Genomic DNA, 13,226 nt, shown 5'->3' on the forward strand with positions numbered 1-13,226 from the left:
GCGGATTGCAAGCGGTTTCAACGAGACTGTGGCCGACCTTATCGATCTGGGAGGCCTCATGAGTTCCGCCGAGCACTGGAATGTGCCCGGTTACAGGGTGACGCGGGAGCTGGGCGCGGGAGGCGGCGGCCGCGTCGTCCTCGCCGTTCACGAGCAGTCGGGCGCGACGGTCGCGATCAAGTACCTGTCGGAGGACCTGCGCCGGGACGAGGGGTTCGTCGCCCGCTTCCGGCAGGAGGCCCGCCTGCTCGTCGAGCTGGACGACCCGCACGTGGTGCGGCTCTACGAATACCTGGAGACCGGGCAGGGCGCCGCCATCGTCATGGAACTGGTCGAGGGCCCCACCCTGCGCGCGCTGCTGCGCGAGCAGGGCCCGACCGGTCCCGAGGCCGCGCTCGCCGTCCTCAAGGGCTCCCTTCTCGGCCTGGCCGCCGCGCACGGGACCGGCGTCGTCCACCGCGACTACAAGCCCGAGAACGTGCTGGTCGCCACCGACGGGACGAGCAAGCTCGCCGACTTCGGCATCGCCGTGCGGGCCGGCGGGGCCCCCGCCCCCGCCGGCACCCCGCCGTACATGGCCCCCGAGCAGTGGACGGGCGCGGCCGCCTCACCGGCGTCCGACGTGTACGCCGCCACAGCGGTCTTCTTCGAGTGCCTGACCGGGCACCGGCCGTACCGGGCGACCGAGCACGTCGTGCTGCGGCACATGCACATGACCGCGCCCGTGCCGGTCGAGGAGATCCCCGAGCCGCTGCGGCAGCTGGTCGCGCGCGGCATGGCGAAGGACCCCGCGCTGCGGCCGGAGAGCGCCGCCGCGTTCGTCGCCGAGCTGGAGGAGGCCGCCACGGAGACGTACGGCCCGGCGTGGGAGGAGCGTGGCCGCCGCAGGCTCGCCGCGCTCGCCGCCGCCCTGGCCGCGGCGTTCCCGCTGAACCGGGTACGGTCCACCGAGACCGGCACCTCGCTGTTCACCACGGCGCTGCGGTCGGTGCGGAGCAGGGGCGTCCTGCTCACCGCCGGGGCCGTGCTCATGGTGGTCGCGGCCGGCGGCATCGGCGCGTACGCCCTCGGCTCGGCCGGGACCCGCACCGTCGCGGCGTCGCAGGACACGGGCCCGGGGGACACGGGCGTGCCCGCCGGGGCGTCCGCGTCGCCGGTCGCCCCGCAGGAGAGCCCTTCCGAGGCTCCCTCCGCGGCGCCGGAGGAGACGCCGCAGGAGAGCCCGGACGAGACCTCTTCGGAGTCCCCCTCGCAATCCCCGTCGGCGGCGCCCGAGCAGGCGACTACGCAGACGCCCTCGGCCAAGCCGTCTCCCCTGGCGTCTCCCAAGACCTCGCCGAAGCCGTCTCCGGCCCCCTCGCCCAAACCGTCACCCAAGCCGTCGCCCTCTCCCGCGCCGCTCAAGGTCTCGGACCTGGACGTCGGCGGGCTCTCGTACAAGGCCGGGGCCGGCAAGGACGAGGCGACCGGCACCGGAACGGTCACCGTCAGGACCAGCGGACCGGGCAAGGTGACGCTGACCGTGCGCTTCACCGCGAACGGCACGGTGACCGCCACCCGCACGCTCACCCTCAGCGGCGCGACCTCCTACACCCGCACCGTCTCCGGCGACCTCGGCCGCGTCTGCTCGGGTACCTGGGGCATGAGCGTGACCACCGGCCCGGCCGCGCCGGGCGGCGCCCAGGTCGCCACGGCCAAGGCGCCGGCGTGCCCGACCTCCGTCACCTCGGTGAAGGTCGGCACACCGGCCGTGTCCTCGGCCGGGGTCGCGACGGCGACCGTGACGGTCGCCACCGACGGCACCGGCCCGGTCGACCTCACCGGCCGGTTCTCCGCGCCCTCGGCGGGCGGCGGCACGACGACGGTCCACCTGTCCGGAGCGAGGACCTACACGCGGACGCTTTCGTACACCTTCTCCCGCCGCCCCTGCGGTGAGAAGGTCACCTTCGGCGCCTCGACCGACCCAGCGGCCCCGAACGGCGCGGCGTCGAGTTCGGTCACGGTGACCTGCCCCGCCTCGGTCAGCCAGGTACGTGTGCAGAGCCTGTCCATCAGCGGGACGACGGCCACGGCCACCATCGCCGTCACCACGGGCAACACCTCCGCCGTACGGCTGGACGTCGCCTGGATGACGGGCGGCTCCAGGGCGGCCACCACGACCTACAGCCTCTCGGGCAAGACCAGCTACACGGTCACCGCCTTGTACACCTACTCCCGCTGGCCCTGCGACTCCTACGCGGTCACCGCGTCGACCTCACCGGCCGCGGCGGGCGGCGCCTCCACGCTCACCAGGAACACGGATTCCTGCATCAAATGACGCGGACAATCCTGACAATCCCCTCTGACTAAATAGTGACTTTTCATCGTAATCGTGAGGTCATCACTAAGCTACGGTCTCGTCATTCGGCGGGGGCCCAGGCGATGAGGAGACAGACCGTGATGCACGGCCAGACGGGCGCCTGGCGCGTCCCCGGCTACACGGAGATTCGTGAGCTCGGCACGGGGGGCGCCGGGCGCGTGGTGCTCGCGCGGCACGATGCCGACGACCTCCCGGTGGCGATCAAGTACCTGTCCGACGAGATGATGGCGGACCTCCACTTCGTCGCCCGGTTCCGGCACGAGGCGCGGCTGCTCGCGGCGATGGACCCCCACCCGCACGCGGTGCGCTTCTACGAGTACGTCGAGACCGCGCGCGGGGCGGCCATCGTCATGGAACTCGTCGACGGCGTCTCGCTGCGCGCGATGCTCCGCTCGGAGGGCCCGACCGGTCCCGAGGCCGCGCTCACCGTGCTGAAGGGCTCGCTGCTCGCCCTGGCCGCGGCGCACTCCATCGGCATCGTCCACCGGGACTACAAGCCCGAGAACGTCATGGTCGAGGCCGACGGCATCAGCAAGCTCGTCGACTTCGGCATCGCGGCGCAGGCCGGCGAAGGGGTCAGGGCGGCGGGGACGCCGCCGTACATGGCCCCGGAGCAGTGGGCGGGCGGAAAGGCCGGACCGGCGACCGACGTCTACGCCGCCACCGTCGTCTTCTTCGAGTGCCTCACCGGCGGCCGGCCCTTCCGCGCGCAGAACATGGCCGCGCTGGCCCGCCAGCACCAGGCGACCCCTCCGCCGGTCGACGAGGTGCCGCCCCCGCTGCGCGACCTCGTCGAGCGCGGCATGGCCAAGCGGCCCGAGGACCGGTACGCGTCGGCCGAGGAGTTCCTGCGGGAGCTCGAGACCGTCGCCGCCGGCGCGTACGGCCCGGCGTGGGAGGAGCGCGGACGGCGGCGGCTCGCCGCGCTCGCCGGGCTGCTCGTGCCGTTCTTCCCGCTCAAGGAGAAGGCTCCGGAGACCGGCACCGCAGTGGCCGAGACGAAGCTCGGCGGCCTGCTGGCCCAGACCCGCATGAAGATCGGCCTGACCCTGGCCGGGATGGTCGTGATCGCGGGCGGGACGGTGGCGCTGGTGCAGACCGTGAGCGGCACCACCCTGCAGGCGGGGACGACGATCGAGACGCCGAGTTCGCCCGCGGTCGACCCCTCGTCGATCGAGGTCGAGGACGATTCGGACGAGCCCCCGGCGGAGGAACCCTCCGAGGAGCCCACCGAGGAGCCGGAGAAGCCGACCGCGACGCCGACGACCAGCCGGCCCAGGCCGCGCGCGTCGCAGCCGCCGGCCGTGCCCACCGCGACCCAGCGGCCGACCCGCAGGCCCAGCCCCTCGCCGAAGCCCAAGCCGAAGCCGACCGCGAAGCCCACGCAGAAGCCGAAGCCCTCGCCCGAGCCCGTGCCCTCGGAGGAGCCCACGGTCACGGTGGACCCGCCCAAGAACACCCCGACCAAGCGGCCCGACTCCACCCCGACCAGCAAGCCGCCCACGCAGCCGACCACCCAGCCCTCGCCGACGCAGAGCAACTCCGAGCCGACCGCGACTCCGGTTGATCTGCCCACACTCACGTGACGCTCGGGTGGGTGGTGACGACGCCTCGTTCCCGCCACACTGGCCGTGGGCGCATGCGCGGACGACACCGAAGGCGGCGGTAGATGCGTGAAGGCGTGACGGTCGCGGGGCACCGGCTCACCGGCCGCACCCGGAGCAGCGAGGTCGGCACCTGGGCGGACGCGATCGCCCCCGGCGGACGGCCGTCCGGTGTGCTGCGATTCGATCCGCGGGCCGTCGCGACGGCCCAGGCGCGCGAACGGATCGTCGCGGCCGTCGGCGCCGACGTGCGTCTCCAGCAGGGCGGCCCGATCGGCCTGCTGCCCGTGATCGACCTGGTGGCCGCGCGCGACGAGGTCTGGCTGCTCACGGCCGGGGCGACGGCCGTCGCCGACGTGATGGCCGCCGGCCGGCTGGACGCGGGCGGCGCGGCGACCGTTCTCCTGGAGACCGCGCAGGCCCTGCTCGCCGTACACGCCGCCGGGCTGGCCCACGGCGCGCTGCACCCCGGGACCGTCGTCGTCGGGGAGGACGGCGCGGTGCTGCTGGCCGAGCGCGGCCTGCTGCGGGCGATCCGGGGCGAGCACGCGTCCGCGGAGCAGGACGTCGCGGCCTGGGCCGCCCTCGCCGGCACGCTGGCCGCCGCGTGCGCCCAGGACCGTGCCGCGGCGGTGCTGCGGTGGGCGTCCGCCGCCGCCCCGGCCCAGGGGCTCGCCGCCATGCGGGACACTTTGCTCGCCGAGCGTGAGGCGTTCCCGGGGATGGGACGGGACGGACTGGCCCATGCCACACGCGGCCTCCACGCGCCCGTGTCCCCCGAGCTCCCCGTCGGCGCCGCGGTGGCCGGCTCTCCCGGCGGCGGGGAGGCCGTGACCCTGCTCGACCTGTCCGGCACGGTGGACGACCCCGGCGACGTGATGATGCGGTTCGGGCCGGGAGTGCCCACCGAGACCACGGCGGCGCAGATCTGGCGGTCCGGGCAGACCGCCGCCGCCGTCACGGCCACCCAGGCCCGTGAGGCGGCTCCCCGCAGGCGCCGGAGGCGTTCGACGGCGTGGGCGGGCACCGCGCTGCTGGCGATCCTGATCGCCGCGGTGATCCTGTGGCTGCGTCAATCGCCCGCCGCGTCGCTCGCGGTGAGCGACGTCGACGTCAAGGCGCCCAAGAAGACGGTGCGCTGCGACGGCAGAGCCGACTTCACGGGCGTCGTCACGACGAACGGCGAGGCCGGGACGATCCGCTACCTCTGGATCCGCAGCGACGACCGCAAGCCGCTGGAGCAGGAGCAGCGGATCTCCTCGGGAGACACCTCGGTGAACCTTCCCCTGCACTGGAAGGTGACCGGATCGGGCTCGTTCAAGGGCACGGCCACGCTGCGGGTCCTGTCCCCCACGACGACCGGGAAGCCGATCCAGGACAAGGCAAGTTTCACCTACAAATGCTGATTTCATTAGTGTGGCGCGCATGACGACGACTCCCGCCGGCTGGTATCCGGACCCGTACGGCTCCCCTCTCCTCCGTTGGTGGGACGGCAGCCAGTGGACCGACGCCACCCACGCGCCCGAGCAGGAGGCCGGGGCCCCGCCCCAGCCGCAGTTACAGCCCCAGTCACAGGCACAGCCGCAGTTCCAGCAGGCCCAGTTCCAGCAGGCCCAGTCTCAGCAAACTCAGTTCCAGCAGCCGGGGGGACCGTGGGGTCCCCCGAACCAGACGGCGCAGCTTCCCACGCCCGACTTCGGGGCACCGCGACGTCAAACGCCGGTCTGGCCGTGGATCGTGGGCGGCGTCGCCGCGGTCGTCGTGCTCGCGCTCGTCATCGGCGGCGCGGTCATCTTCCTGCGCGACCGCGCCGGCTCGATCGTCGCCCGGCCCGAGATCACCGCGACGGCGCCGCAGCTCGACCAGACCGTGCCGCCGCAGCAGGAGCCGCAGCAGTCCACGCCGCCGCTTCCCCAGCTCCCCCAGCCGTCCGGCGACCGCATCCAGGACCCGGCGACCGGGCTGTCGTACGCGTACCCGGGCGACGAGTGGCAGGTGCCGGAGTCGAAGAGCGTCAACGACCCGTCCGACCCGAGGATGCCGCTGTGGACGAGCGGCTGCCAGATGACCTCCCAGGCGAACTACGACGGCAGGGGCGGCGACTGGGTGGGCAGCATCTATACCGCCGAGGTGCCCCAGATCTTCCCCTACAGCGGCCCGCAGAGCTTCGGGCAGCTCTCCCAGACGCTGCTGCTCGCCTACGACCCGCTCTTCTACGGCATCCAGCACGAGCGCAAGGTCCTGCGCAGCGAGGCGACGACCGTGAGCGGCAAGCAGGGCTGGGTGATCGAGTTCGAGATGGACTTCAGCAAGGTCTCCGAGGCCAACGGCCTGAAGTGGAAGAAGGAGAAGGGCGCGATCGTCCTCGTGGACCGCGGCCAGAACGCCCGCCCCGCGATGCTGTACATCTCGGTGCCGGACAACCTGGACCAGTCGGTCATCAAGCGTGTACAGGACTCGCTCCAATCTCAGTGACGCCCCATTAGGCATGAGCATTACTCTTGAGCCATGACTGACCCGCTGGTCTGGATCGACTGTGAGATGACCGGGCTCGACCTCGGCCGCGACGCGCTGATCGAGGTGGCCTGCATAGTCACCGACAGCGAGCTGAACCAGCTGGATGAGGGCGTGGACGTCGTCATCAAGCCCCCCGCCGAGACGCTGGAGCAGATGTCCGAGGTCGTGCGGGAGATGCACACGGCCTCGGGCCTGCTGCGGGCCCTCGCGACCGGGGTGACCCTGGCGGAGGCCGAGGCCGTCGTGCTCGACTACATCCGCTCCCACGTGCCCGAGGCCAAGAGGGCGCCGCTGTGCGGCAACTCCATCGCGACCGACCGCTCCTTCATCGCCAGGGACATGCCGCTGGTGGACGCGTTCCTGCACTACCGGATGGTCGACGTTTCGTCGATCAAGGAGCTGGCCCGCCGCTGGTACCCCCGGGTCTACTTCGCCTCGCCGGAGAAGCAGGGCGGGCACCGCGCGCTCGCCGACATCACCGAGAGCATCCGGGAGCTGCGCTACTACCGCGCCGCGGTCTTCGTGCCGCAGCCCGGCCCCGACTCCGCCACCGCCCGCGAGGTCGCGGAGGCCGTCTCCGGGCCCTGACCTCCGCACGCGGCGTTATTGGGGCGCGGAGGACTCCAAAATGCCGCTACACTTTCTTCGTACGCCTCGAACGGCGGACATGGTGGGTGTAGCTCAGCTGGCAGAGCGCCAGGTTGTGGTCCTGGATGTCGTGGGTTCAAGTCCCATCACTCACCCCAGACGGCGAGCGGCCGGTCCAACGGACCGGCCGCTCGTTTTTTCATGCCCGTTTTCGTATCTTCGTATCCTCCGGGTGTATACCTTCAGCGTATAGTCTCGGATCATGACTGTTCCCCTCGCGTTGCTCGGCCTGCTGGAGCGGGAGCCGAGCCACGGATACGACCTGAAACGCGACTACGACACCTTCTTCGGCCGGGGCAAACCGCTGCCCTTCGGGCAGGTGTACTCCACGCTCGGCCGCCTGGCCAGGGACGGCAAGGTCATGGGGCAGAGTGAGCCGGGCGACGGGCCGGAGCGCAAGCGCTACGCCATCACCCCGCTGGGCCGGCAGGAGGTCGCCACCTGGCTGGCCGAGCCGGTCGCGGCCGAGCCGTACCTGCAGACGGTGCTGTTCACCAAGGTCGTGCTGGCGTTGATGCTGGGCCGTGACGCGGCCGGCTACCTGGACGCGCAGCGCGCCACGCACATGCGGCGCATGCGGGAGCTGGCGGAGGTCAAGCGTGGCGGCTCCCTGACCGACGCCCTGCTGGCCGACCACGCCATGTTCCACCTGGAGGCGGACCTGCGGTGGATCGACGTCACCCAGGCTCGCCTGGGGGCGCTGGCCGAGACGGTGCGTGCGTCGTGATCATCGAGGCTCGGGGGGTCAGCCGCTCCTACGGCAGCACGCCCGCGTTGCGGGAGGCGAACCTGTCGGTGGCCGCGGGCGAGGTGCTGGCCGTCATGGGGCCCAGCGGCTCGGGCAAGTCGACGCTGCTGCACTGCCTGGCCGGCATCTTCACGCCGGACAGCGGCGAGGTCTGGTTCGACGGCCGCCGCCTGGACACGCTGGACGACGCCCGCCGCAGCGAGCTACGGCGCACCGCCTTCGGATTCGTCTTCCAGTTCGGCCAGCTCGTGCCTGAGCTGACCGCCGCCGACAACGTGATGCTGCCGCTGTTGCTGGGCCGCACCAGGAGGAAGCACGCCGAGCGGCGGGCGGCCGAATGGCTGGAGCGGCTGGAGCTGGGCGACCTGGGCGGCCGGCGTACCGGGGAGCTGTCCGGCGGGCAGGCGCAGCGCGTGGCGATCGCCAGGGCGCTGGTCACCCGGCCGCGGGTGGTCTTCGCCGACGAGCCGACGGGCGCGCTGGACTCGCTCACCGGCGAGCACGTGATGGACCTGCTGGTGGGCCTGGCCCGCGAGGAGGGCGCCACCGTGATCGTGGTGACCCACGACGCCCGGGTGGCCGCCTGCGCCGACCGGGAGGTCATGGTGCGCGACGGCCGGGTCTCCGATCCGTACGTCACCGGGGCCGTCCGATGATCCGGCTGGGCCTGCGGCTGTCGCTGAGCAGCGGCAGGGAGGCGGCGGCCAGGCTGGGGCTGATCGTCGCCGGGGTGGCGGCCGGTGTAGCGGTGCTGCTGGCCACGCTGTCGCTGTTCAACGCCTTCCAGGCCACCGGCGACCGTCCCTGCTGGGAGTGCGTGAACGGCTCGGCGCCCAGCGGCTGGGCCCTCGACGCGACGACCGACGGCGCGCTGTGGAGCTACCACGAGGACTTCTACAGGAGCCGGACGATCAAGAGGCTCGACGCCGCCGCGCTCGGCGCCAGGGCGCCGGTCATGCCCGGCCTGTCCCGCATGCCCGGCCCGGGGCAGTACTACGCCTCGCCCGCGCTGGCCGCGCTGCTCGACTCGGCACCGCGCGAGGAACTGGCCACCCGCTTCCCCGGCACGCGCGCCGGGCTGATCGGCGACGCGGCGCTGTCCGGGCCCGACGAGCTGGTCATCGTGCTGGGCCGGACACCGGACGAGGTCGCCGCCATGCCCGGCGCCAGGCAGATCGACGTGATCGACGCGGAGCCCGCGGCCGACGACGGCGCGGACGTCTACCGGTTCGGCTTCGCCGTCGCCGCCGTCGGGCTGATCGTCCCGCTGCTGGTGCTCGTGGGCACCGCCACCCGGCTGGCCGCGGCTCGCCGAGAGGCCCGCTTCGCCGCGATCCGCCTGGTCGGCGCCACCACACGGCAGATCAACGTGCTCGCGGCGGTGGACGCCGCGCTGGGCGCGCTGGCCGGTGCGCTGGCCGGTCTCGCGATCTTCCAGCTCGTACGGCCGGCCGTGGCCGACCTGCGGATCACCGGCGCCCGGTTCTTCCCCGAGCTGGTCGCCCCGCACCTCTGGCAGTACGCGGCCGTGCTCGGCGGCGTGCCGGTCGCGGCGGCCTGCGCCGCGTTGTGGTCGCTGCGCCGGGTGCGGATCTCGCCGCTCGGCGTCGCGAGGAAGACCGCCGCGTCCCCGCCGAGAGCGTGGCGGGTGATCCCCCTGCTGGCGGGGCTGGGGCTGTTCGCGGGCCCGGTGTACCGGAACGGCAAGCCCGACGAACTGCTCGCCGTCGTCGCGCTCGCGCTGATCATGATCGGGTTGATGCTGGCCGGCCCCTGGCTGACCATGGTCGCCGCGCGCCTGGCCGCCCGGCTGACCCGGGGCGGGGCGACGCTGCTTGCCACGCGGCGCCTGGCGGCCGATCCGAAGACCGCCTTCAGGTCGGTGAGCGGGCTGGTGCTGGCGGTCTTCATCGGGACGACGATCGCGGCTCTCGTGCCGGCGGTCGTGGCCGGCCAGCAGAAGGTCGCCGGAGGCACGCTCAACGACGTGCTGGGCGCCACGTTCATCCGGCCGGGCGTCTCCGGCCTGTCCCCGCAGGCGGGCACGGACACCCGGCCGGGCGTCTCCGGCCTGTCCCCGGCGGCGGGAACGGCGCTGCTCGCCCGGCTGCGCGCCCACCCCGGCGTGGAGGTGCTGCCGATATACGCCCGGGGGGACATGGAGAAGGTCCCCCCGCGGCCCGACGGCCCGCCACCCGCGCCGTACGTCGTCGAGTGCGCCGGGCTGGCCCTCTTCCCCGTGCTCGGCCGCTGCCCGGTGGACGCCGACGGCAGGGACGCTCGCGCCGTGGCGGGCAACTTCGCCCGCATCATCGGCGCCGACAACCCCCTCACCGTCGACAGGCTCCTTCCGCTGGCGGGCCCGGCCAGCCCGCCCGTCTCCTCCGTCGACGGGCTCGACCTGGCGGCCGTCATGATCAGTACGCGCGATCCGGCGGCACTGGAGCGGCTGCGCACCCTGCTGGCCGGTTACACCGTCGAAGCGCCGATGACCTTCGCCGAGGTCGCCCGGGTCAGGGCGGACCTGTACGTCCGGGCGGAGAACATCGCACTGGCCGTGATCGGGCTCACCCTGGTGGCCGGCGCCTGCGGTCTGGTGGTGGCGGCCGGCGGCGGGCTGGTGGAGCGCAGGCGGCCGTTCACGCTGCTGCGGCTGGCGGGCACGCCCACGCGCACCCTGGCCGCGGTGGTGCTGCTGGAGTCGGCGCTGCCGCTCGTGCTGGCCGCCGCCCTCGCGGCCGCCGCCGGTTTCGGCGTGGCCGAGCCGCTCCTCGACGCCCTCGCGATGAAGAGCGCGGCCTCCGCGATGCCGGGACCCGTCTACTTCGCCTCCCTCGGCGGCGGCCTGGCCGCCTCCCTCCTGCTGATCCTCACGACGCTGCCGCTGCTGCGGCGCATGACCGCGCCCGACAGCGCGCGTTTCGAATAGGAGCCCCCGATGAAGCTCAGACCACTCGTGATCGCGCTGGCGTTACTCGCCCCCACCGGCGCGGCCGTACCCGCGGCGGAGGCGGCCGGCGGGAGTTACACGGCCACGATCCGGCGCACCGAATACGGCATCCCGCACATCACCGCCGGCGACTACGGCGGCCTCGGATTCGGGTACGGCTACGCCTTCGCCCAGGACAACCTCTGCACGCTCGCCTCCTGGGTGGTGACACTGCGCGGCGAACGGTCCCGCTACTTCGGCCCGAAGGCGGAGTCCGATGACCCGGCCAAGCCGGTCGTCAACCTCGCCAGCGACGTCTACTACAAGAGCGTCGCCGACTCCGGCGTCGTACGGCGGCTGCTGGCCCGGCCCGCACCGGTCGGCCCGAGCGACGAGCTGCGCCGCCTGGTCGACGGCTACGTCGCCGGATACAACCGCTACCTCGCGGACACCGGCGTGGCGAACCTGCCCGACCCCAGATGCCGAGGCAAGGCGTGGGTCGGCCCGATCACCGCCACCGACATGTGGCACAACCTCCTCGACTTCACCCGGATGGTCTCCAGCACCGCCCTCAAGGAGGCCATCACCGGGATCGCCGGACCCGAGGACGAGGGACCTCCGGGGGACAGGCCGCCGCAGCCCAAGCCGGCGGCGGGCAGCAACGGCTGGGCCCTGGGCCGTCAGGCCACCCGCGGGGGCGGCGGGATGGTGCTGGCCGACCCGCACTTCCCCTGGCAGGGCATCCGCCGCTTCTACCAGGTCCAGCTCACCATCCCCGGCGTGCTCGACGTCTCCGGCGGCAGCCTGTACGGCACGCCGGTCGTCCAGATCGGCCACAACGCCAGGGTCGCCTGGACCCATACCGTCTCCCACGCCCAGCGCTTCACCGTCTACCGGCTGGCACTCGCGGACGGCCGCAGCTACATGGTGGACGGCCGGGCGGAGCCGATGGGCGAGCAGGAGGTGGAGGTCACCCTGCCGGACGGCGCCGTCTCCGCACACACGCTCCTCACCTCGCGCTACGGCCCGGTGCTCGCGGTCGGGCGCACCGACGAGGCCGCGTACGCGCTGGCCGACGCGAACGCCGCCAACCTGCGGGCGGCCGACGAATGGCTGGCGATGGCCAGGGCGGGCAGTGTCGACGAACTGCGCGCGGCCCAGCGGACCCACCAGGGGATGCCGTTCGTCCACACCCTCGCCACCGACGTGAGCGGGACCGCCTACTTCGCCGACGCCTCGGTCGTCCCCCACGTCAGCGACGCCTCGGCGAAGCGCTGCGCCAAGCCCTCGCCCGTTCCGGGCCTGGACGCGTACGTGCTGGACGGATCGACCTCCGCGTGCCTGTGGGGCAGGGACGGCGACGCCGTCGTGCCGGGCATCTTCGGGCCCGGCAACCAGCCGAAACTGATCCGCGCCGACTACGTGGCCAACTCCAACAACACCTACTGGATGACGAACCCGGCGAAGCCGCTCACCGGTTATCCCAAGGCGTACGGCGAGACGGGCACGGACCTGGAGCCACGCCCCCGGGTCGGCCTCGACATGATCGCCCGGCGGCTGTCCGGGACCGACGGGCTCGGCGCGCCCGGCTTCACGCTGGAGACGCTGCAGGCCACGGTGCACGGCAAGCGCAACCTCACCTTCGAGCTGATGCGCGACGACCTGCTGAAGATGTGCCGTACCGACTCCCGGGCGGACGTGCGCGAGGCCTGCCGGACGCTGGGGAAGTGGGACGGGCGCGCCACCCTGGACGGCGAGGGCGCGATCCTCTGGCGCGAGTTCTTCACCCGGCTGGGCCGTCCCACCAGGCCAGGAGAGCCGGTCTTCAGCCCATGGCGGGTGCCGTTCGATCCCGCGCGCCCGCTGACCACTCCGCGCGGGCTCAAGATCGACGACCCGGCCGTGCGGCAGGCCCTCGCCGACGCCGTGCTCTTCTTCCGGTCGAACCGGATCCCGCTGACGCTCACCCCCGGGCAGGCGCAGCGGTACGCCTCCATCCCGATCCCCGGCTGCACCGAAGGCGAGGGCTGCTTCGACCGGGTGCGCATGCGCGGACCGCTGAGCGCGGACGGACGCTACCCGGAGGTGGACACCGGCTCCAGCTTCATGATGGCCGTCGAACTCACCCCCGGCGGGCCGCGTACGCGCACCGTCCTCACCTACTCCCTGTCCGCCAACCCCGCCTCGCCGCATCACACCGACCAGACGGCCCTGTTCTCGCGCGGCGGTTGGGTCACCGAGCGCTTCACCGCCGAGGAGATCGCCGCCGATCCGCGTCTCACGACCGTCACGGTCCGTGGAGGCGTTGACGCGGGCAAGTAAGCACTCTTTGCCCCAAAGGTGGATATTGCGGGTTATGCTCTCGCTCACAACCGCCGTGCGGGGGCCTCGGCGATCTCTGACGTCTTCGACGGAGGCCGG

At 72.9% G+C, this 13,226-nt stretch carries 9 protein-coding genes and 1 tRNA gene; all 10 read left to right on the forward strand.

Features of this window, described 5'->3' with window-relative positions:
* The first annotated feature begins 58 nt into the window (after nucleotides 1–58).
* Nucleotides 59–2,317, forward strand: coding sequence for a protein kinase domain-containing protein (locus ACWEQG_RS34060; RefSeq protein ID WP_452291116.1), 2,259 nt, complete (start codon nucleotides 59–61; stop codon nucleotides 2,315–2,317).
* 122 nt (nucleotides 2,318–2,439) lie between these two features.
* Nucleotides 2,440–3,945 (forward strand): protein kinase domain-containing protein, encoded by a 1,506-nt coding sequence (locus ACWEQG_RS34065; protein WP_452291118.1) that lies wholly within the window; start codon nucleotides 2,440–2,442, stop codon nucleotides 3,943–3,945.
* A gap of 83 nt (nucleotides 3,946–4,028) precedes the next feature.
* On the forward strand, nucleotides 4,029–5,369 hold the full coding sequence (locus ACWEQG_RS34070; RefSeq protein ID WP_452291120.1) for a hypothetical protein: 1,341 nt from the start codon (nucleotides 4,029–4,031) through the stop codon (nucleotides 5,367–5,369).
* Between the two features lie 19 nt (nucleotides 5,370–5,388).
* The gene (locus ACWEQG_RS34075) at nucleotides 5,389–6,438 is read left to right on the forward strand and encodes a DUF2510 domain-containing protein (protein WP_452291122.1); all 1,050 of its coding nucleotides are present in this window, start codon (nucleotides 5,389–5,391) and stop codon (nucleotides 6,436–6,438) included.
* Between the two features lie 33 nt (nucleotides 6,439–6,471).
* Nucleotides 6,472–7,068: an oligoribonuclease gene (gene orn / locus ACWEQG_RS34080; protein WP_452291124.1), complete on the forward strand. Its 597-nt coding sequence runs from the start codon at nucleotides 6,472–6,474 to the stop codon at nucleotides 7,066–7,068.
* A gap of 82 nt (nucleotides 7,069–7,150) precedes the next feature.
* A tRNA-His gene (locus tag ACWEQG_RS34085) sits at nucleotides 7,151–7,226 on the forward strand.
* A gap of 104 nt (nucleotides 7,227–7,330) precedes the next feature.
* A complete protein-coding gene (locus tag ACWEQG_RS34090; RefSeq protein ID WP_363463129.1) occupies nucleotides 7,331–7,855 on the forward strand; it encodes a PadR family transcriptional regulator in 525 nt (174 codons plus the stop codon).
* Nucleotides 7,852–8,532: an ABC transporter ATP-binding protein gene (locus ACWEQG_RS34095; protein ID WP_452291126.1), complete on the forward strand. Its 681-nt coding sequence runs from the start codon at nucleotides 7,852–7,854 to the stop codon at nucleotides 8,530–8,532. The genes ACWEQG_RS34090 and ACWEQG_RS34095 overlap by 4 nt, the downstream gene beginning before the upstream one ends.
* Nucleotides 8,529–10,805, forward strand: a complete 2,277-nt coding sequence (locus tag ACWEQG_RS34100) for an FtsX-like permease family protein (protein ID WP_452291128.1) — start codon at nucleotides 8,529–8,531, stop codon at nucleotides 10,803–10,805. Before ACWEQG_RS34095 ends, ACWEQG_RS34100 begins: the two co-directional genes overlap by 4 nt.
* A 9-nt stretch (nucleotides 10,806–10,814) precedes the next feature.
* On the forward strand, nucleotides 10,815–13,127 hold the full coding sequence (locus tag ACWEQG_RS34105) for a penicillin acylase family protein (protein ID WP_452291130.1): 2,313 nt from the start codon (nucleotides 10,815–10,817) through the stop codon (nucleotides 13,125–13,127).
* Nucleotides 13,128–13,226 lie beyond the last annotated feature (99 nt).

Source organism: Microbispora sp. NPDC004025 (genome assembly GCF_053604425.1).

Excerpts from the sequence above, each read along its gene's own strand:
- ACWEQG_RS34100 (WP_452291128.1), top strand. The coding sequence starts at position 8,529 with ATGATCCGGCTGGGCCTGCGGCTGTCGCTGAGCAGCGGCAGGGAGGCG.
- ACWEQG_RS34070 (WP_452291120.1), top strand. The coding sequence starts at position 4,029 with ATGCGTGAAGGCGTGACGGTCGCGGGGCACCGGCTCACCGGCCGCACC.
- ACWEQG_RS34090 (WP_363463129.1), top strand. The coding sequence starts at position 7,331 with ATGACTGTTCCCCTCGCGTTGCTCGGCCTGCTGGAGCGGGAGCCGAGC.
- ACWEQG_RS34060 (WP_452291116.1), top strand. The coding sequence starts at position 59 with ATGAGTTCCGCCGAGCACTGGAATGTGCCCGGTTACAGGGTGACGCGG.
- ACWEQG_RS34075 (WP_452291122.1), top strand. The coding sequence starts at position 5,389 with ATGACGACGACTCCCGCCGGCTGGTATCCGGACCCGTACGGCTCCCCT.
- ACWEQG_RS34065 (WP_452291118.1), top strand. The coding sequence starts at position 2,440 with ATGCACGGCCAGACGGGCGCCTGGCGCGTCCCCGGCTACACGGAGATT.
- orn (WP_452291124.1), top strand. The coding sequence starts at position 6,472 with ATGACTGACCCGCTGGTCTGGATCGACTGTGAGATGACCGGGCTCGAC.
- ACWEQG_RS34105 (WP_452291130.1), top strand. The coding sequence starts at position 10,815 with ATGAAGCTCAGACCACTCGTGATCGCGCTGGCGTTACTCGCCCCCACC.